The sequence below is a fragment of the Pseudomonas sp. DWP3-1-3b3 genome (assembly GCF_049896305.1).
Classification (GTDB): domain Bacteria; phylum Pseudomonadota; class Gammaproteobacteria; order Pseudomonadales; family Pseudomonadaceae; genus Aquipseudomonas; species Aquipseudomonas azotoformans_A.
The window spans coordinates 897,059-915,231 of the sequence record NZ_JAFCUA010000001.1; the positions used below are offsets into that span (position 1 = coordinate 897,059).

An 18,173-nucleotide genomic window follows, 5' to 3' on the forward strand; every position below is an offset into this window, starting at 1 on the left:
TGACAAGGGTTGTCAGGTTCCGCCGGCGAGGTTCAAACTGCGGCCTTTGTCGCCGGCGGTTTACACAGCTGCCTGGTATTAAAGCCGGAGTACAGACTCCTGGCTAACCGACCTTTATAAGGGACCCGAAAATGGAATTGGTTGTAAAAAGCGTTAGCCCCGAAACGTTGAAAACCGCCACCCTCGTGGTCGCCATTGGCGAAGGCCGCAAGCTCGGCGTTGCCGCCAAGCAACTCGACGAACTCAGCGGCGGCGCCATCAGCGCAGTGCTCAAGCGCGGCGACCTGGCCGGCAAAGTCGGCCAGAGCCTGCTGCTGCAGAGCCTGCCCAACCTGAAAGCCGACCGCGTATTGCTGGTAGGCGTGGGCAAGGACGCGGAACTGGGCGACCGTCCGTTCCGCAAAATCGTCAGCGGCATCCTCACCACCCTCAAGGGCCTGGGCGGCACTGACGCCGCGCTGGCACTCGATGAAGTCGTGGTCAAAGGCCGTGACAGCTACGGCAAGACCCGCCTGCTGGCCGAAAGCCTGGTGGACGGCGGCTACCTTTTCGACCAGTTCAAGAGCACCAAGGCCGAACCCCGCGCCCTGAAGAAAATCACCCTGCTGACCATCAAGGCCGCCCAGGCTGAAGTTGAGCGCGCCGTAACCCACGCGACCGCAATCGCCAACGGCATGTCGTTCACCCGTGACCTGGGCAACCTGCCGCCGAACATCTGCCACCCGACTTTCCTCGGCGAACAAGCCAAGGCACTGGGCAAAGAGTTCAAGGGCCTGAAAGTCGAAGTGCTGGACGAGAAGAAGATCAAGGAACTGGGCATGGGCTCGTTCTATGCCGTGGGCCAGGGCAGCGACCAGCCGCCTCGCCTGATCGTGATGCAATACAACGGCGGCAAGAAGTCCGAGAAGCCTTACGCCCTGGTCGGCAAAGGCATCACCTTTGACACCGGCGGCATCAGCCTCAAGCCGGGCCTGGGCATGGACGAAATGAAGTACGACATGGGCGGCGCCGCCAGCGTGTTCGGCACCCTGCGCGCGGTGCTGGAACTCAAGCTGCCGATCAACCTGGTGTGCATCCTGGCCTGTGCCGAGAACATGCCGAGCGGCGGCGCGACCCGTCCGGGCGACATCGTCACTACCCTGAGCGGCCAGACCGTCGAAATCCTCAACACCGACGCCGAAGGCCGCCTGGTGCTGTGCGATGCCCTGACCTACGCCGAGCGCTTCAAGCCACAGGCGGTGATCGACATCGCGACCCTGACCGGCGCCTGCATCGTCGCCCTGGGCTCGCACACGTCGGGCCTGCTGGGCAACAGCGATGAGCTGATCGAGCAACTGCTCAGCGCCGGTAAAGCTGCCGACGACCGTGCCTGGCAACTGCCGCTGTTCGATGAGTACCAGGAACAACTGGACAGCCCGTTCGCCGACATCGCCAACATCGGCGGCCCGAAAGCCGGCACCATCACTGCGGCCTGCTTCCTGTCGCGCTTTGCCAAGAACTTCAACTGGGCACACCTGGACATCGCCGGCACGGCCTGGACCAGTGGCGGCAAGGACAAGGGCGCAACCGGCCGTCCGGTTCCCCTGCTGACCCAGTACCTGCTGGATCGCGCCAAGGCCTGAAACTGAAGACGCCGGGGTGGTGATTGTCTCACCGCCCCGGCCTCAGGAACCGCAATGACCCAAGTCGACTTCTATATATTGCCCAGCGCCGACCCGCTCGCGCGCCTGGACTTTGCCTGCAAACTCACCGAAAAAGCCTGGCGCATGGGCCACCGCATCTACCTGCATTGCAGCGATGCCGCCCAACGCGATGAGCTGGATGCCCGACTGTGGCGCTTCAAGGGCGAAAGTTTCGTGCCTCACGGCCCCGCCGAGTCCGAACCCGACGGCCTGGTTGTCCTGGGTTTAGGCGACAGTTGTGGCGATCACCAGGACCTGCTGGTCAACCTGGACCTGAAAGTACCGCCGTTCGCCAAGGCCTTCGCCCGTGTGGCGGAAGTAGTGGTGGAACACCCGGCGATTCGTCAGGCCGCGCGAGAGAGTTTCCGTTTCTACCGCGAACAGGGCTATCCTCTGCAAGATCACCGGCTACAACGACTTTGAGTACATGATGGACAATCCCAACCCTATAAAAAAAGACGACCACCTGCTGGACGACCTGGAGTCGATCCGTCAGTTGCTCGGTGATGATGACTTGCAACCGCCGCTGTTGACCGAGACGGTCGAGGGCGAGGTACAGATTCCGCTGTTGTTCGACATGGTCGGCGGCAAACCCGTCGCGCCGGAGCCGGTTGCGGTAGCCCCCGCCGTCGAACCTGCCGCTGCTGAAAAAGGGCCAGACGCCTTGCTGCTGCATCTGGACAACGAACTGCGCGCCGCCGCGCAGTTGATCATGCAAGACGTGATCGACGACTTTGCCCCGCATATCGAGACCGAGATCAAGCGCCGGCTGGATGCGCGGATGGAGCGGTTGTTGAGCCAATACCAGTCATAAGTCCTATCAGGAGCGATTTTGCTCGCTCCTACCCCTCTCCCCTATCCCCCGTTATACTTGCCGGCTTTCCTGAATAAATGCCAACTAGGGTCCCGCCGCGCATGGATAAGACCTACCAGCCGCACGCCATCGAAACTTCCTGGTACAACACCTGGGAATCCGAGAATTATTTCGCCCCGCAAGGCGCGGGCGATTCCTACACCATCATGATTCCGCCACCGAACGTCACTGGCAGCCTGCACATGGGCCATGGCTTCAACAATGCGATCATGGATGCGTTGATCCGTTTCCGCCGCATGCAGGGCCGCAACACCCTGTGGCAACCGGGTACTGATCACGCCGGTATCGCCACCCAGATGCTGGTGGAACGCCAACTCGAAGCCACCGGCCAGAGCCGTCATGACCTGGGCCGCGAAAAATTCCTGGAAAAGATCTGGGAATGGAAAGACCAGTCCGGCGGCAACATCAGCCGTCAGATCCGTCGCCTGGGTTCGTCCGTTGACTGGAGCCGCGAGCGCTTCACCATGGACGACGGTCTGTCGGAAGCCGTGAAAGAAGCCTTCGTGCGCCTGCATGAAGACGGCCTGATCTACCGCGGCAAGCGCCTGGTCAACTGGGACACCAAGCTGCACACGGCAATTTCCGACCTCGAAGTGGAAAACCACGACGAGAAAGGTTTCCTGTGGAACCTCAAGTACCCGCTGGCCGATGGCGCCAAGACCGCTGAAGGCAACGACTACCTGATCGTCGCCACCACTCGTCCGGAAACCATGCTCGGCGATGCTGCCGTCGCGGTTAACCCGAACGACGAGCGCTACCAGGCGCTGATCGGCAAGTTCGTCGAGCTGCCATTGGTCGGCCGCCGCATCCCGATTATCGCGGACGACTACTGCGACCCTGAATTCGGCACCGGCTGCGTGAAAATCACCCCGGCCCACGATTTCAACGACTACGAAGTCGGCAAGCGCCACAACCTGCCGCTGCTGAACATCTTCGACAAAAACGCCGCCGTACTGCCAGCCTGCCAGGTGTTTAACCTGGACGGCACGCTGAACGAGAGCATCGACGGCAAGATCCCGGCCGAATACGCCGGCCTTGACCGTTTCGAAGCGCGCAAGCAGATCGTGGCCGCCTTCGACGCTGCCGGTTTGCTGGTGAGCGTTGACGACCACGGCCTGAAGGTGCCGAAGGGCGACCGTTCCGGCACCGTGATCGAGCCGTGGTTGACCGACCAGTGGTACGTGTCCACCAAGCCGTTGGCAGAACCTGCCATCGCCGCCGTGGAAGATGGCCGCATCCAATTCGTGCCGAAACAGTACGAAAACATGTATTTCTCGTGGATGCGTGACATCCAGGATTGGTGCATCAGCCGTCAACTGTGGTGGGGCCACCGCATTCCGGCCTGGTACGACGAGTCGGGCAAGGTCTATGTAGGCCGCGACGAAGCCGAAGTGCGCGCCAAGCACAACCTCGGTGCCGACATTGCGCTGCAACAGGACAACGACGTCCTGGATACCTGGTTCAGCTCGGGCCTGTGGACCTTCTCCACCCTGGGCTGGCCGCAGCAGACCGAATTCCTGAAGAAATTCCACTCCACCGACGTGCTGGTCACCGGCTTTGACATCATTTTCTTCTGGGTTGCCCGGATGATCATGCTGACCATGCACCTGGTGAAGAACGAGGATGGCACGCCGCAGGTACCGTTCAAGACCGTGTACGTGCACGGCCTGGTGCGTGATGGCCAGGGCCAGAAGATGTCCAAGTCCAAGGGCAACGTCCTGGACCCACTGGACATCATCGACGGCATCGACCTGGAAACCCTGGTGCAGAAACGCACCTCGGGCCTGATGCAACCGAAACTGGCGAAGAAGATCGAAAAGCAGACCCGCGACGAATTCGCCGACGGCATCGCCAGCTACGGCACCGACGCCCTGCGCTTCACCTTCTGCTCGCTGGCGTCCACCGGTCGCGACATCAAGTTCGACATGGGCCGCGTCGAAGGCTATCGCAACTTCTGCAACAAGATCTGGAACGCGGCGCGCTACGTGCTGGACAAGGGCGAAGACTGCGGCCAGAACGGCGAAGCTTTCGAACTGAGCCTGGCCGACCGCTGGATCATTTCGCAGCTGCAACGCACCGAAGCCGAAGTGACCCGCCAGCTCGACCAGTTCCGTTTTGACCTGGCCGCACAGGCTTTGTATGAGTTCATCTGGAACCAGTATTGCGACTGGTACCTGGAACTGTCCAAGCCGGTGCTGTGGGACGAAAACGCGCCGGTCGAACGCCAGCGCGGCACCCGTCGCACCCTGGTGCGCGTACTGGAAGTGGCGCTGCGTCTGGCGCACCCGTTCATGCCGTTCATCACCGAAGAAATCTGGCAGCGCCTAGCGCCGCTGGCCGGTATCGAAGGCAAGACCATCATGCTGCAACCTTGGCCGGTGGCCAACGAAGCGCGCATCGATGAGGCGGCCGAAAGCGATATCGAATGGCTCAAGACCCTGATGATGGGCACGCGCAACATCCGTGCCGAGATGAACATCGGGCCGGGCAAGCCATTGGCGGTGTTTGTGAAGAACGCCAGCGCTGAAGACCAGCGTCGTCTTACCGAGAACGATGCGCTGCTCAAGAAGCTGGCGAAGCTGGAGTCGATCACCGTATTGGCCGCCGGCGCCGAAGCACCGCTGTCCGCTACCGCCTTGGTTGGCGAGATGGAAGTGTTGGTGCCGATGGCTGGCTTGATCGACAAGGGCGCGGAACTGGCACGTCTCGACAAGGAAATCGGCCGCCTGCAGGGCGAAGTGCAACGCGTGGGCGGCAAGCTGTCCAACGCGGCCTTCGTCGACAAGGCACCGGCTGAAGTGATCGAGAAAGAACGCGCCAAGCTGGCCGAGGCTGAACAGGCCCTGGGCAAGCTGGCGGAGCAACATGCGCGGATTTCCAGCCTGTAAGGTGTAAACCGTGTGAAAAAAGAGACCTTCGGGTCTCTTTTTTTATGCCTGCCGTATGTCACCAGAGAATGTGGGACAATGCCCCCCACTTTGAGCCAACACCAGAATCATCATGACCGCCCCCAGCACGCCCAAGCCTCCACGCAAGAAGCCCAAAACCGCCGCCCCGGCCAAGCCCGTCGCGCCGCGTAAAGAGGCGACCCTGCACCCACGCAACCGCCACACAGGCCGTTACGACTTCCCGGCGCTGATCAAGACCACGCCGGAACTGGCGAAATTCGTGATCATCAACCCGTACGGCAAGGAAAGTATCGACTTCGCCAGCCCGGATGCAGTGCGGGTGTTCAACCGAGCACTGCTGAAAGCCTTCTATGGCATCCAGCACTGGGACATCCCGCAGGACTACCTGTGCCCACCGGTACCGGGGCGTGCGGACTACGTACACTTCCTGGCTGACCTGCTGGCCAGCACCAACGATGGCAAGATCCCGCGCGGTTCTATCGTCAAGGTGCTGGACATCGGCATGGGCGCCAACTGCGTCTACCCGCTGATTGGCTACATGGAATACCGCTGGAATTTCCTGGGCTCGGAAGTCGACCCTATCGCCGTGGCCGCCGCCAAGGCCATCGTGCAGTCCAATGACCTGAGCAAGGTCATCCAGCTGCGCCAGCAGAGCAACCCCAAGCAGATCCTGCTGGGCCTGCTGGAGCCGGGTGAGCGTTTTGACCTGACCATGTGCAACCCGCCGTTCCATGCGTCCATGGAGGAAGCTACCAAGGGCAGCGAACGCAAGTGGCGCGCCCTGGGCAAGGCCGATCCGAAGCGCAAGTTGCCGGTGCTGAACTTTGGTGGCCAATCGGCCGAGCTGTGGTGTGAAGGCGGTGAAGCACGTTTTGTAACGCAGCTTATTGCTGAAAGTGCGCATTTTGCCCACAAGGTGTTGTGGTTCAGCACCCTGGTGTCAAAAGCATCGAACTTGCCCGCCATCGAGACCGCCCTGAAAAAGGCCGGTGTCCTGGAAAGCCAGGTCGTGGAAATGTCCCAGGGCCAGAAGCAGAGCCGATTTGTGGCGTGGACCTTCCAGACCAAGAACGAGCAACAGATCTGGCGCCAGCGCTGGGTTCGCGACTGACAAATCGCAGGCAACAAAAAACCGTGCCCGGATCGCTCCGGAGCACGGTTTTTTTTGCTGCGTCTTACTTGTTAACAGCGTCGGTCAGGCCTTTGGCCACAACCAGCTTGATAACTTTCTTGGCAGCGATTTCGATGGCAGCGCCAGTCGAAGGGTTACGGCCAGTACGGGCAGGACGCTCGGTCACTTTCAGTTTGCCAACGCCTGGCAGAGTGATTTCGCCGCCGTTTTCCAGCTGGTCAGCAACAACTTGGCTCAGTTGGTCCAGCAGAGCGCGCACGGTGGTTTTCGGTGCGTCTACTGCTTCAGCCAGGTCAGCGATCAGTTGGTCTTTAGTAATAGCCATTGTGGTGTTCCTTCCCTATCAAATTCATATGGATTGCAGAGTGCAGTGTCAGCCGTCGAGCCCGACCGTCTAGGCCTGGCACCCCCGGCTATAACCACGGAGATCGGGGTTATAGATGCTTGAAACGGGGATTGGTTCGACCTGACAGATGCTGAATGCACGCTTATCGCCGAGACTTGGCGTAAGACGGGGCAAAACTAGCACAGAGACGGGGAAATATCCGCTTCTACCTACCCATTTGGTCAGCTTTATCGCTCTAAACCGTGAAAAAAAGGCATATAGCCCGTCGGACGGCGACCAAAACACCCTTCGAAGCCCGTCTCGGCCAATGGTGCGGTACACTTGGCGACTTTTCGGGGAGGCCCACCGCTCCCCGCTCAACCAGCCGAGAAGCCTATGCCGATCCGTCATTGCATCGTCCACCTGATCGACAAAAAACCCGACGGCACACCTGCAGTTCTCCACGCCCGCGACTCCGAGCTTGCCGAGTCGGCCGCCATCGAGAACATGCTTGCCGACCTCAACGAGAGCTATAACGCCAAACAAGGCAAGGCCTGGGGTTTCTTCCATGCCGAATCCGGCGCGCACCCGTTCAGCGGCTGGTTGAAGGAGTATTTCGACGGTGGTCAGGATTTCACCACGTTCAGCCGTACGGCGGTCGAGCATCTGCAGAAGCTGATGGAGGAGTCCAACCTCTCCACCGGCGGCCACGTGCTGTTCGCCCACTACCAACAGGGCATGACCGACTACCTGGCCATCGCCCTGCTGCACCACAGCGAAGGCGTGGCGGTAACCGACGAGCTCGACGTGACCCCGTCGCGCCACCTGGACCTCGGCCAACTGCACTTGGCGGCCCGCATCAACGTGTCCGAGTGGCAGAACAACAAGCAGTCCAAGCAGTACATTTCCTTTATCAAGGGCAAGAACGGCAAGAAGGTCTCGGAGTATTTCCGCGACTTCATCGGCTGCCAGGAAGGCGTCGACGGCCCAGGCGAGACCCGCACCTTGCTCAAGGCCTTCAGTGACTTCGTCGAAAGCGAAGACCTGCCGGACGAATCCGCCCGCGAGAAAACCAAAACCCTGGTGGACTACGCCAGCAGCCAGGCCAAGCTCGGTGAACCGATGGGCCTGGAAGAACTCTCGGGGTTGATCGATGAAGATCGGCCTAAGGCGTTCTACGACCACATCCGCAATAAGGACTACGGCCTGTCGCCGGAAATCCCGGCGGACAAGCGCACCCTCAACCAATTCCGCCGCTTCACCGGCCGCGCCGAGGGCTTGTCCATCAGCTTTGAAGCGCACCTGCTGGGCGACAAGATCGAGTACGACGAAGCTGCCGGCACCTTGATCATCAAGGGTCTGCCGACTCAACTGACTGATCAGCTCAAGCGCCGTAACTGATGCTCGGCGGGGTTTTCAAGAAAGTCCTGCTGGTGTTGCTGGTCGTGGTGGTGATCCAGAACTGGGGCAAGATCGAGCGGGTGTTCAATCCATCGCAAGTAGCGCCCGAGCAGGTACGCGCTTCGGCGCGGGTGGTGCTTTATTCCACCGAGTGGTGCGGTTACTGCAAGCAGATCCGCCGCTTTCTGGACCAGAAGGGTATTCCCTACCAGGTGGTCGATATCGAGAAGGACGCCCAGGCACGCAAGGCGTATGAAGCGTTGGGCGGCGGCGGAATTCCGTTCGTGGACGTGAACGGCACGCTGATTCGCGATTACAACCCCGAGAAGATCATGGCGGCGCTGAAATAATCAGCGCACCACGATCATCCGTCCCAATACTGTATGCAGCTCAAAGCCAAGCACGGCCTGCAAGGCATTCAACACCGCCTGCGGGTCCTTGCTCGGGAAACTGCCGCTGACGCGCTTGGCGCCCATCGCTTCGTTGAGCAACAGAATGCGGCCTGGGTAGTAACGCTCCAGGTCCTTGACCACGTCCGCCAACGGCGCCTTGTAGTAATTGAGCCAACCGTCGCGCCAGGCCAGGCGTGATTCGCTGTCCACCGCGTGCAGAGGGTCAGCAACGCCGTCTACGTAGGCCACTTGCTGTCCCGCCGTAAGAATTTGCTGCGCACCTTGCTTGGACGGCGTCACGCCAACCCGCCCGGACAATACCGTTACTTGAGCGCCTGCCGGTTGCAGGCGCACTTCGAATTGCGTCCCCAGCACCCGCGCTTCACCACTGCCCGCCTCCACCACAAAGGATCGCCCGGTGTGGGTCACGCTAAAAAATCCGGCACCGCGACGCAGCTGGATATGCCGTTCGCCATGGTTGAAATCCACGGCAATCGCACTGTCGGCATCGAGGGTGACTTGGGAATTATCCGCCAGCGTGACGGTTTTGACTTCGCCCGGCGCGGTCACGTAGTCGGCACCGAAGTCATCGATCCAGCGTGACGGCTGCCAGCCGGCGCCCATGGACACCATCAACAGCAGGCACGCAGCCATCGCCAAGGCGCCGGACCAACGCACCACCCGCGAGCGTTTCGGGGTGTTCATGGCATTGAGGTAGCCCTGCAACACCAACGAATCTTCGTCCGCCAGCTTGCGCGCTGGCACTTCGCTCAACTCCCACAACACCTGGGCCTGGGAATAGGCCTCGACGTGCGCCGGATCTGCCCGCAACCACTGGCTGAAAGTGGCCTGGTCGCCACTGCTGGGCTGGTCATGCAGCAGGCTCAACCAGGCCAGCGCGGCTTGTTCCTGGGCGGGCGTAGGAGTGACGTTCACGGTGCTTTCCCTGGCGATGGTTCGCGAAGGCTGGCTTTGCAGGCTTCGAGGGCACGCATCATATGTTTTTCCACGGCACTTTGGGACAGGCCCATGGCCTTGGCGATTTCTGCGTACTTGCGGCCGTGGATGCGGTTGAGCAGGAAAATCTGCCGCGTGCGTTCCGGCAGGCTGCGCAAGGCGGCTTCGACGTGGCGCAGGTCATTGCCGGCTTCCAGTGCCGCCTGGGGTTCGGAGCCTTGATTATTTTGCTGTTCGGGTAGCCAACCCTCACTGCTGCGTACCCGCGCGCCTTCGCTGCGCAGGTGGTCGATGGCGATGTTGCCGGCGCAACGCAGCAGGTAAGTGCTGAGTTCTTCGACCTGTACCAGCGGCCGGCGCCAGAAACGCAGGAACAGGTCCTGCACCAGGTCGGCCGCCGTGGCGCGACACCCCACGCGGCGACTCACCAAGGCTTCCATCTGCGAACGCTGGGACAAGAACACCTGCAGGAAATGCGCACGTCCACCCGCCGCGTCAGCGTGCGGGCTGTCCTGGGACTCGGGTGGCGTGCTGATCATCATGACGGGCTCAGAAAGTGGCGAAGGCTGCAACGGGGCTGGCGAGCAGGCCGACACCCGCCAGGATCAAGGCCAGCCTTGGCCGATACGGCAACAGCAGCACCAGCAGCAATGCGCTGAGCATCAGCACGGCGCACCACTCCACCAGGCCCCGGCCCCAACCGGCGACATCCACTGCTGGCCAGATCGACACCACCAGCAACAACCAACCGATCACCCGCAATCCCAGGCGCCGACCGGGCGAGGGTTTGCTGTGCAACAACTCGCCGTGGTGACGGTCCGTGGACAGGCACAGTGCAGTGAACCCGGCGTAGCACATCAGCAGCGCGAGCAGCATTCAGTTCGCCTCCTGCTTCAGCGCCAGGGGGCGTGCGCGCTCTGCTTTAGGCACAGGCGCGGTGCGACGCTGCATCTTCCAGGCGGCCCAGCCGAGGAAAACGCCACTGGCCAGACAGGTCAAGTCGAAGCCAGCCATGGCCCAGTCGCCGGTTGCCAGCGAAACGCCCAGGTGGTGCGATGTCGTCAGTGCATTGAGCAGTGGGACGGCAATAAACAGCAACGCGCCGAAGCTCAGTTGCTCGACCCAGCCCTGGCGACCGCGACGCAGCAGGGCGTGCAACAGGCTCAGCCCCCAGGCGATAAAGAAGGTTTGCACTTCCCAATCCGAACGCTCGGCAAAGCTCACCGGCAACAAACGGTTGGCCCAGAAAAACGCCGCAATGGCGATCATCAACCCGGACATGCTGGCGATGTTCAACACTTCCACCAAGCGCAACTCAAACGGCATGACCGCAGCCTTGGCATGTTTGAGCTGGCGCTTGCCGAGCCAGATCACCAGCCCGGTGCCAATCATCGCCGTGCCCGCCAGACCGCAGATAAAGTACAACCAGCGCAACACCGGCCCGGCGAAGTGGCCCATGTGCAGGCCATAGAAAGTACCGCCGATGGCAGAAGGCAACGACTGCCCGCCACTGACCCGCACCAGCTCACCGGTCGTGCCATTGAAAGAAACGGTGCTGCCGAAATCATGCACCACGCTGTCGGAACCGGCGCGGAACACATTGACCGAGGCGTTCACATCGCTGGGGTTATTCACGGCGACGCGCCCCACATGGCCACCGGCCCATTGCGCCCGCGCTTGCTCGTACATCGGCATCAGCGGCAACAATGTACCTGGCTGGCCCGATGCCGGCGCGTTGTTGGTATTCGGGAACACTTCGCTGAAGAACGCTCGGGTGTCTCCACCATAGGAAGCCAGGATCGGCGCCGGCATCACCATGCTCATGAAGATCACCAGGCTGCTGTAGGTGATCATCAGATGGAAGGGCAACACCAGCACGCCGACCGCGTTGTGCCCGTCGAGCCAGGAGCGCTGGCCCTTGCGGGGGCGGAAGGTGAAGAAGTCCTTGAAGATTTTCTTGTGGGTGATGATGCCGGTGATCAAGGCGATGAACATCACCATCGCGGCGATGGTCGACAGCCAGCGGCCCCAGGGATGGGGCATTTGCAGTTGGAAGTGGAAACGATAGAAGAAATCGCCGCCCATGCTTTCACGGGCTTGCACGGCCTGGCCGGTGACGGGGTCGAGGGTTTTCTGGATGAAGTTGCCGCGTTTGCCGGGGTCGACCTTGTCTTGCCACATCACCGACAGGCCGGGGTCACGGCTGTCCGGCAAGGTGATAAACCAGCGTGCGGCGGTCGGCGCGACTTGCTGCAGATAGGTCTGGGCGACCGTCAGGCTGCGCGCATCGTCCAGGGGGCGGGCCTGCACTTCAGGCTGCATCCAATGGCTGATCTCATCCTTGAAATACGCCAAGGTGCCCGTCAGGAAAATCGCAAACAGCAGCCAGCCAAAGATCAGCCCCGCCCACGTGTGCAACCAGGCCATGGCCTGGCGAAAGCCCTCTTTCATGTGCGTGCCATCCAGAAGCCCACACCCGCCAGGGTGGCAAATACCGCGCTCGGCAGCATCACGCCAAACCAGGCGCGCGCGGCGCTGCGGCAGGCGAAACACCAGAGCACCGCCAGCAGGTAGAACACGAACGAGCTCATCATCCCAGTGATCACGGCGTCAGCGCGAGAAGTGGGCATCCACAGCGCCAGGCAGATACTGGCCAGGGAAGCCATCAGATAGCCGCCCACCACGGCAGCCAGCACGCGCGAGGTAACGGCGAGACGATAGGAGACAGGCAGCGAGGTTTTGCTTTTCATGCGGGAGGCGCCAGGTTCATCAGGCCGCAATATTAATGATAAATATTCTCATAAGCAAAACAGAACGGATGAAAGACCTGCCCTGACGGATTGCCGAAGCCCGTCGCGAACCCTACAATGCGAACAATTCTTGTTCTCTAAAGCATGGCGATGCTTGTGGAGTGTCCGCGTTGAGCCCGTCCAATACCGTCGAAGTGTTGTACAACGACCATCACCACTGGCTCACCGGCTGGTTGCGACGCAAGCTCGGCTGCCCGGAAAGCGCTGCCGACCTGGCCCAGGACACCTTCATCCGTGTGCTTACCGCGCGGGAAACACCCACGCTGATCGAACCGCGCGCGTTCCTCACCACGGTCGCCAAGCGTGTGCTGTTCAACTTTTACCGCCGCCAGGACCTGGAGCGCGCCTACCTCGACGCCTTGGCGCAGATGCCCGAGCACGTGGCACCGTCGGAAGAAGAACGCGCAATCATCCTGCAAACCCTGGTTGAATTGGACCAACTGCTCGACGGCCTGCCGATCCAGGTCAAGCGTGCGTTCCTGCTGGCCCAACTCGATGGCCTGACCTACGCGCAAATCGGCGCGGAACTGGGCATTTCCATCGCCACCGTCAAACGCCACCTGAGCAAAGCGGCTATGCGCTGCTACTTCGCCCTATGAACTTTTCCACCCAAGTCGCCGAACAAGCCGTGCACTGGCTGATGGAAATGCAGCAAGGCGCGCTCAACCCACGCCAGCAAGCCGCCTGGCAACAGTGGTTGAACGCCCACAGCGAACACCAGCGCGCCTGGGACCACATGCAGCGCGTCAATCAGCGCCTGCGCGGCATGCCGTCGCCCCTGGCCCATGCGGCGTTGAATGCGCCAACCTCCACCAGCCGTCGTCAGGCGCTGAAGTTGCTGTTGATCCTCGGCGCCGGTTCCGCTGCCGCCTGGAGCCTGCGCCAGCAACATATCCTGCCGCCGCTGACCGCCGACTATCGCAGTCCCGTTGGCCAGCGACGCAAGGTGCAATTGGCCGATGGCAGCCAATTGCAGCTCAACACCGGCAGCGCGGTGGATGTGCATTTTGATGGCCAGCAACGCCTGATCCGCCTGCTTGAAGGCGAGATCCTGTTGACCGGTATTGCAGGCAGCACACCATTGCAGGTGCTGACCGGCCAGGGCCTGCTCACCAGCCAGGCGGCGCGCATGAACGTGCGACAATTCAACGATCACACGCAATTGGCCGTGCTCGACGGCCGCGTCGACGTCATGCCCAATACCTACACCGGCCTGCCGCTGAGCGTCCAGGCCGCACACCTGGTCAACTTCACCCGTAAAGGTTGGGACACCCCGCGCCCCACCGACGCCAACAGCGGCGCTTGGGCCGACGGCATGCTGGTCGCAGCCCACATGCGCCTGGAAGACTTCCTCGGCGAACTCGGCCGTTATCGCCGTGGCCAGGTCAATTGCGACCCACAGGTAGCCAACCTGCTGATCTCCGGCAGCTACCCGCTGGATGACAGCGAGCGCATTCTCGACCTGCTGGAAGTGAGCCTGCCGGTGAAGGTGCGGCGCTTTACTCGCTACTGGGTGACCGTGCAGGCACGCGCCTGAAATTAATTCAAAAAACAGTGAGCCGTTTTCCACCCCTCGCGTGACAGAGAAGGAAAGCCACCTTGATCCTTCCTTCTCAGGACCGCTCTTCATGCCCCAGCAACCGACGCTTCTTGCCCGCACCGTGCGCCAACTCCTACTTGGCGCCAGCCTCAGTCTGACCGTGCTGCCCCCGGTGATGGCGGCCAACGCCAAGCCCTATCACATCGCCCCAACGTCGCTGGAAGCTGCACTGAACCAGTTTGGCCGCGAAGCCGGCGTGTTGATCTCCTTCGGCTCCGAAGTGACAGCGGGTATGCAGAGCCGTGGCTTGTCCGGCAACTACGGCGCTGCGGACGGCCTGCAAAAATTGCTGGAAGGCACCGGCCTGCAAGCCCGTGCCGAAGGCGACAATGCCTACAGCCTGCAACCGGCCACGGCACCGGCCAGCATTGAGTTGGGCACCTCCAGCGTGGTCGGCGACTGGCTGGGCGACGCGGCGCAGACCAATGTGTTCGAACACCCCGGCGCCCGCGATGTGATCCGCCGTGAAGAATTCGAACGCCAGGGCGCCACCCAGGCCAAGGACGTGCTCAACCGCATTCCCGGCGTCAACGCCCCGGACAACAACGGCACCGGCAGCCACGACATGGCACTGAACTTCGGCATTCGTGGCCTCAACCCACGCCTGGCGTCGCGCTCCACAGTGCTGATGGATGGCATCCCGGTGCCGTTCGCGCCCTACGGCCAGCCGCAGCTTTCCTTTGCACCGATCAGCATGGGCAACATGGATGCGGTCGACGTGGTGCGCGGCGGCGGCGCGGTGCGCTACGGCCCGCAGAACGTCGGCGGCGTGGTCAACTTCGTGACCCGCGCGATTCCGGATACGCCCACAGTCAAAGGCGGCCTGCAGACCGAAACCAGCCCATCTTCCAGCCACGACGGCTTCAAGACCACCGGCAACTTGCTGGCCGGCGGCACGGCTGACAACGGCCTGGGCGGGGCGATTCTGTACTCCGGCACCCGTGGCGGCGACTGGCGCGAAAACAGCAATACGCGTATCGACGACCTGATCCTCAAGGGCAAATACCAACTGGATGACGCCAACAGCTTCAACGCCATGGCGCAGTACTACGAAGGCCAGGCCGATATGCCGGGGGGCTTGAACGTCGCGGACTACAAGGCGGATCCCTACCAGTCCACCCGCCCCTACGACAAATTCTGGGGCCGCCGTACGATGTTCAACGTCGGCTATCGCTATGAGCAGGATCGCCGCGAGTTCACCGTGAACAGCTTCTTCACCAAGACCTTGCGCAGCGGTTACCTGGACCAGGGCACGTTCCTTTCCCTGTCCCCGCGCGAATACTGGGTGCGTGGCATCGAGACCCGCTTCGCCCAAGGTTTTGACCTGGGCCCGACCAGCCACGAAGTCGGCGTCGGCTACCGCTACATCAACGAGGCCGGCCACGAACTGCGCTACCGCACGCCGATTGCTGCCAACCAGCAGATCCCCACCACCGACAGCCGCAACGACCGCGACACCCGTGGCGGCACCGAAGCCAATGCGTTCTTCATTGATGACCGGATCGATATCGGCAAGTGGACCATCACGCCGGGCGTTCGCTACGAGATGATCGAGTCCCAGCAGACCAACAACCTGACCAACGTCAAATACAAAGGCGACTACAACACCGCGCTGCCGGCACTGAACGTGCTGTACCACCTCAGCGACAGCTGGAACCTCTACGCCAACACCGAAGGTTCGTTCGGCAGCGTGCAGTACAGCCAGATGCCGAACCGCGTGACCAGCGGCGAAGTGAAACCGGAAAAAGCCCGTACCTGGGAACTCGGTACCCGCTACGACGACGGCACCTTGCGCGCGGAAATCGGCGCATTCCTGATCAACTTCGACAACCAGTACGAAAGCAACCAGACCAACGACTCGGTGATTGCCCGTGGCGAAACCCGCCACCAGGGTATCGAGACCAGCGTCAACTACGTGCTCGACGGTTTGAGCCCGGCGCTGGCTGGCTTTGATGTGTACGCCACTTACGCCTACGTCGACGCGACCATTCGCGAAGACGGCCCGAACAAAGGCAACCGCGTGCCCTTCTCGTCCAAGCACAAAGGCACCCTTGGCGTGGGTTACACCGAAGGCCGCTGGAAACTCAACCTGGACAGCAGCTACCAGAGCAGCCAGTTTGCCGACAACGCCAATACCCAAAAGGAAAGTGCTGACGGCGCCAACGGACGCATCCCCGGCTACATGCTGTTCAGCAGCCGCGCGGCCTATGACTTTGGCCCGCAACTGTCGGATTTGAATGTGGCAGTGGGTGTGAAAAACATCTTCAACACCCAGTATTTCACCCGCTCGTTCGACGATAACAACAAGGGTAAATACGTAGGCGAGCCGCGCACGGTCTACGTGCAGACCTCCATTGCGTTCTAACGCCACTCAAACGAAAACGGGCCTGCAAATGCAGGCCCGTTTTTAGTGGAGCGTGAGAAAGCTATCAGCCGTTGAACACGGCGCGTTCTTTTTCCAGAAACTCCTGCTCAAGCTCATCTTCGTTGACTTTGGTGGTCGGCTGGTTTTTCCCGGCAGCGCGTGGCTTGCCTTGCAGTTTGCCGAACAGATGTTCCAACGCATGGTCCAGCTTGGTCGCCGCACCGTCGATCGCCTGTTCCAGGGTATCGGCTTTGTGCAGCACGGACAGCGGTTGATGGCCTTTTGGCCGCGCTTCCAGGCGGCAACTTAAATCGTGGGGACCGGGCTTGTCGCCGTTCTCATCCCGCAGGTAGACCTCCACTCGGGTCAGGTCTTCTTCGTAACGTTCGAGCGTGCTCTCAATGGTAGTACGTACCCACTCCTCCAGTCGGATGCTGCTTTCAATATGGTTATCGCTATTGACTTGGATTTGCATAGTTCTTCCCTTATTTCAGCTAGCTCGCGAGAGGTCACAACTGCAACACCGGGTCGGTGAAACCATGACCTCTTGATTACACAATTGAGCAGTCAGCGGAACAATTCAACCCCTTTGCAAAGATAAATCCCACATTACAAATTAAGTCTGACTACGAGCAAAAACGCTGTTAGGGTGGGGAGTTAGTTACATCTTCTTATGCCCAGCCAACCTCACAATTGCCCCTCTCCCAACGGGTGCAATCCGCGGAAAATCCCTGCTTCTTCAACCAACCAATCGTGCACCGCGCGTACGCCCGGATGGCTCAGTGCGCCTGGCGCATAGAGCAACACGTAACGTTTGTGGTTAGGCACGGCCAGGCCAAACGGTACGATCAAGGTGCCGCGCTCCAACTCATCGTTGAGCAAGGTGCGCCGCGCAATGGCAACGCCCATGCCGGCGATGGCGGCTTCGATGGTCAGGTGGTTGCGGTTGAAGGTATGGCCACGGCGCACGTCGGCATCGTGATAGCCGATGGCGTTAAGGTAAAACTCCCACTCAGCGTACTCATAACTCCCACGCCAGGCGGTGATGTCATGCAGCAGTGGGAAATGCACCAGGTCGGCGGGACCATGCAGCGGTGGCCGGCCGCGCAGAAGGCTCGGGGCACAGACCGGGAAAATCTGCTCATCCAACAGGGCTGTGGATAACAGGCCAGGATAGCTGCCGTCGTTCAAGTCGATGGCCAGGTCGAAGTCGCCCTCATGCAGGGCGATGCTGCTGTCTTCGGCGACCATGCGCAGCTGGATATCCGGGAAGCGCTGCTGCAAGCGCGGTAACCGAGGGGTCAGCCACTTGCCGAGAAACGACGGAATCGAGCGCAGGCGCAGGGTGCCGCTGATCATCCCCGCGTCCAGGCGCTGCAACTCCGCGTCGATGCTGCCGTAGGCCTCCCCTACCGTTGTCGCCAATCGCTGCCCTTCGGCACTCAGCTCCACCCCACGCGCGCGCCGATGAAACAAACGGAAACCCAATCGCTCCTCCAACTGACGGATCTGCTGGCTCACCGCGCCCGGCGTGATGTGCAGTTCCTCGGCGCAGCGGGTGAACGACAAATGCCGCGCAGCACAGGAAAACACGTGCAACCAGACGTAAGTCTGGCCATGGAGGGGCCGGGTCATAGCGTTTAGTCCTGCTAAAGGGTGTCTTAGGATAATTCGTTGGTCAGTGCCGTTCCAGAGGCTCAGTATCGCGCCAATTCCGCTCGCTCTA

At 61.2% G+C, this 18,173-nt stretch carries 18 protein-coding genes; 10 read left to right on the top strand and 8 right to left on the bottom strand.

Annotated features, from left to right (window positions below; genetic code table 11):
• Positions 1 to 131 precede the first annotated feature (131 nt).
• From ACP7BX_RS04365 to rlmF, 5 genes are all read left to right on the top strand, one after another.
• Positions 132 to 1,622 (top strand): leucyl aminopeptidase, encoded by a 1,491-nt coding sequence (locus ACP7BX_RS04365; RefSeq protein WP_033902452.1) that lies wholly within the window; start codon positions 132 to 134, stop codon positions 1,620 to 1,622.
• Between the two features lie 54 nt (positions 1,623 to 1,676).
• Positions 1,677 to 2,105, top strand: coding sequence for a DNA polymerase III subunit chi (locus tag ACP7BX_RS04370; RefSeq protein ID WP_426128323.1), 429 nt, complete (start codon positions 1,677 to 1,679; stop codon positions 2,103 to 2,105).
• 7 nt (positions 2,106 to 2,112) lie between these two features.
• On the top strand, positions 2,113 to 2,496 hold the full coding sequence (locus ACP7BX_RS04375) for a hypothetical protein (RefSeq protein ID WP_033902454.1): 384 nt from the start codon (positions 2,113 to 2,115) through the stop codon (positions 2,494 to 2,496).
• A gap of 101 nt (positions 2,497 to 2,597) precedes the next feature.
• Positions 2,598 to 5,444 carry a valine--tRNA ligase gene (locus ACP7BX_RS04380; protein WP_177058555.1) on the top strand — a complete coding sequence of 949 codons (2,847 nt, stop codon included), beginning with the start codon at positions 2,598 to 2,600 and terminating at the stop codon, positions 5,442 to 5,444.
• A 112-nt stretch (positions 5,445 to 5,556) separates the two neighbouring features.
• The gene (rlmF, locus tag ACP7BX_RS04385) at positions 5,557 to 6,576 is read left to right on the top strand and encodes a 23S rRNA (adenine(1618)-N(6))-methyltransferase RlmF (RefSeq protein WP_033902456.1); all 1,020 of its coding nucleotides are present in this window, start codon (positions 5,557 to 5,559) and stop codon (positions 6,574 to 6,576) included.
• A 64-nt stretch (positions 6,577 to 6,640) separates the two neighbouring features.
• Here rlmF and ACP7BX_RS04390 read toward each other — a convergent pair whose 3' ends face one another.
• A complete protein-coding gene (locus ACP7BX_RS04390) occupies positions 6,641 to 6,922 on the bottom strand; it encodes an HU family DNA-binding protein (RefSeq protein WP_003188840.1) in 282 nt (93 codons plus the stop codon).
• Positions 6,923 to 7,318: 396 nt separating this feature from the next.
• Here ACP7BX_RS04390 and yejK point away from each other — a divergent pair, with 396 nt between their 5' ends.
• Entirely contained in the window at positions 7,319 to 8,323 is a 1,005-nt protein-coding gene (yejK, locus tag ACP7BX_RS04395; RefSeq protein WP_010212893.1) for a nucleoid-associated protein YejK, read from the top strand.
• Positions 8,323 to 8,673: a glutaredoxin family protein gene (locus tag ACP7BX_RS04400; RefSeq protein ID WP_426128320.1), complete on the top strand. Its 351-nt coding sequence runs from the start codon at positions 8,323 to 8,325 to the stop codon at positions 8,671 to 8,673. The genes yejK and ACP7BX_RS04400 overlap by 1 nt, the downstream gene beginning before the upstream one ends.
• On the opposite strand, the gene ACP7BX_RS04405 is transcribed toward ACP7BX_RS04400, so the two are convergent.
• From ACP7BX_RS04405 to ACP7BX_RS04425, 5 genes are read right to left on the bottom strand one after another with little or no spacing between them, the layout of a single operon-like run.
• Positions 8,674 to 9,651 carry a FecR family protein gene (locus tag ACP7BX_RS04405; protein ID WP_426128318.1) on the bottom strand — a complete coding sequence of 326 codons (978 nt, stop codon included), beginning with the start codon at positions 9,649 to 9,651 and terminating at the stop codon, positions 8,674 to 8,676.
• Positions 9,648 to 10,214: an RNA polymerase sigma factor gene (locus tag ACP7BX_RS04410; RefSeq protein ID WP_426128316.1), complete on the bottom strand. Its 567-nt coding sequence runs from the start codon at positions 10,212 to 10,214 to the stop codon at positions 9,648 to 9,650. Before ACP7BX_RS04410 ends, ACP7BX_RS04405 begins: the two co-directional genes overlap by 4 nt.
• Positions 10,215 to 10,221: 7 nt before the next feature.
• The gene (locus tag ACP7BX_RS04415) at positions 10,222 to 10,548 is read right to left on the bottom strand and encodes a DUF3325 domain-containing protein (protein ID WP_038850037.1); all 327 of its coding nucleotides are present in this window, start codon (positions 10,546 to 10,548) and stop codon (positions 10,222 to 10,224) included.
• On the bottom strand, positions 10,549 to 12,123 hold the full coding sequence (locus ACP7BX_RS04420; protein WP_426128314.1) for a PepSY-associated TM helix domain-containing protein: 1,575 nt from the start codon (positions 12,121 to 12,123) through the stop codon (positions 10,549 to 10,551).
• Positions 12,120 to 12,422 (bottom strand): DUF3649 domain-containing protein, encoded by a 303-nt coding sequence (locus ACP7BX_RS04425; protein ID WP_025999879.1) that lies wholly within the window; start codon positions 12,420 to 12,422, stop codon positions 12,120 to 12,122. Before ACP7BX_RS04425 ends, ACP7BX_RS04420 begins: the two co-directional genes overlap by 4 nt.
• 170 nt (positions 12,423 to 12,592) lie before the next feature.
• On the opposite strand from ACP7BX_RS04425, the gene ACP7BX_RS04430 reads away from it, so the two are divergent.
• The 3 genes from ACP7BX_RS04430 to fecA all read left to right on the top strand — a co-directional run bounded on the left by ACP7BX_RS04430 (position 12,593) and on the right by fecA (position 16,447).
• A complete protein-coding gene (locus ACP7BX_RS04430; protein WP_426128312.1) occupies positions 12,593 to 13,081 on the top strand; it encodes a sigma-70 family RNA polymerase sigma factor in 489 nt (162 codons plus the stop codon).
• Entirely contained in the window at positions 13,078 to 14,019 is a 942-nt protein-coding gene (locus ACP7BX_RS04435; protein WP_426128310.1) for a FecR domain-containing protein, read from the top strand. Before ACP7BX_RS04430 ends, ACP7BX_RS04435 begins: the two co-directional genes overlap by 4 nt.
• 91 nt (positions 14,020 to 14,110) lie before the next feature.
• Positions 14,111 to 16,447, top strand: a complete 2,337-nt coding sequence (gene fecA, locus ACP7BX_RS04440) for a TonB-dependent Fe(3+) dicitrate receptor FecA (RefSeq protein ID WP_426128308.1) — start codon at positions 14,111 to 14,113, stop codon at positions 16,445 to 16,447.
• 64 nt (positions 16,448 to 16,511) lie between these two features.
• On the opposite strand, the gene ACP7BX_RS04445 is transcribed toward fecA, so the two are convergent.
• Positions 16,512 to 16,922, bottom strand: coding sequence for an HPF/RaiA family ribosome-associated protein (locus ACP7BX_RS04445; RefSeq protein ID WP_016978251.1), 411 nt, complete (start codon positions 16,920 to 16,922; stop codon positions 16,512 to 16,514).
• Between the two features lie 212 nt (positions 16,923 to 17,134).
• On the bottom strand, positions 17,135 to 18,082 hold the full coding sequence (locus tag ACP7BX_RS04450) for a LysR substrate-binding domain-containing protein (protein WP_012722379.1): 948 nt from the start codon (positions 18,080 to 18,082) through the stop codon (positions 17,135 to 17,137).
• Positions 18,083 to 18,173 lie beyond the last annotated feature (91 nt).

Coding starts and splice junctions, on each gene's coding strand:
- ACP7BX_RS04425 (WP_025999879.1), bottom strand. CDS start 12,422: ATGAAAAGCAAAACCTCGCTGCCTGTCTCCTATCGTCTCGCCGTTACC.
- ACP7BX_RS04450 (WP_012722379.1), bottom strand. CDS start 18,082: ATGACCCGGCCCCTCCATGGCCAGACTTACGTCTGGTTGCACGTGTTT.
- ACP7BX_RS04415 (WP_038850037.1), bottom strand. CDS start 10,548: ATGCTGCTCGCGCTGCTGATGTGCTACGCCGGGTTCACTGCACTGTGC.
- ACP7BX_RS04420 (WP_426128314.1), bottom strand. CDS start 12,123: ATGAAAGAGGGCTTTCGCCAGGCCATGGCCTGGTTGCACACGTGGGCG.
- ACP7BX_RS04365 (WP_033902452.1), top strand. CDS start 132: ATGGAATTGGTTGTAAAAAGCGTTAGCCCCGAAACGTTGAAAACCGCC.
- ACP7BX_RS04375 (WP_033902454.1), top strand. CDS start 2,113: ATGGACAATCCCAACCCTATAAAAAAAGACGACCACCTGCTGGACGAC.
- rlmF (WP_033902456.1), top strand. CDS start 5,557: ATGACCGCCCCCAGCACGCCCAAGCCTCCACGCAAGAAGCCCAAAACC.
- ACP7BX_RS04370 (WP_426128323.1), top strand. CDS start 1,677: ATGACCCAAGTCGACTTCTATATATTGCCCAGCGCCGACCCGCTCGCG.
- ACP7BX_RS04445 (WP_016978251.1), bottom strand. CDS start 16,922: ATGCAAATCCAAGTCAATAGCGATAACCATATTGAAAGCAGCATCCGA.
- ACP7BX_RS04380 (WP_177058555.1), top strand. CDS start 2,598: ATGGATAAGACCTACCAGCCGCACGCCATCGAAACTTCCTGGTACAAC.
- ACP7BX_RS04435 (WP_426128310.1), top strand. CDS start 13,078: ATGAACTTTTCCACCCAAGTCGCCGAACAAGCCGTGCACTGGCTGATG.
- ACP7BX_RS04410 (WP_426128316.1), bottom strand. CDS start 10,214: ATGATGATCAGCACGCCACCCGAGTCCCAGGACAGCCCGCACGCTGAC.
- fecA (WP_426128308.1), top strand. CDS start 14,111: ATGCCCCAGCAACCGACGCTTCTTGCCCGCACCGTGCGCCAACTCCTA.
- yejK (WP_010212893.1), top strand. CDS start 7,319: ATGCCGATCCGTCATTGCATCGTCCACCTGATCGACAAAAAACCCGAC.
- ACP7BX_RS04390 (WP_003188840.1), bottom strand. CDS start 6,922: ATGGCTATTACTAAAGACCAACTGATCGCTGACCTGGCTGAAGCAGTA.
- ACP7BX_RS04400 (WP_426128320.1), top strand. CDS start 8,323: ATGCTCGGCGGGGTTTTCAAGAAAGTCCTGCTGGTGTTGCTGGTCGTG.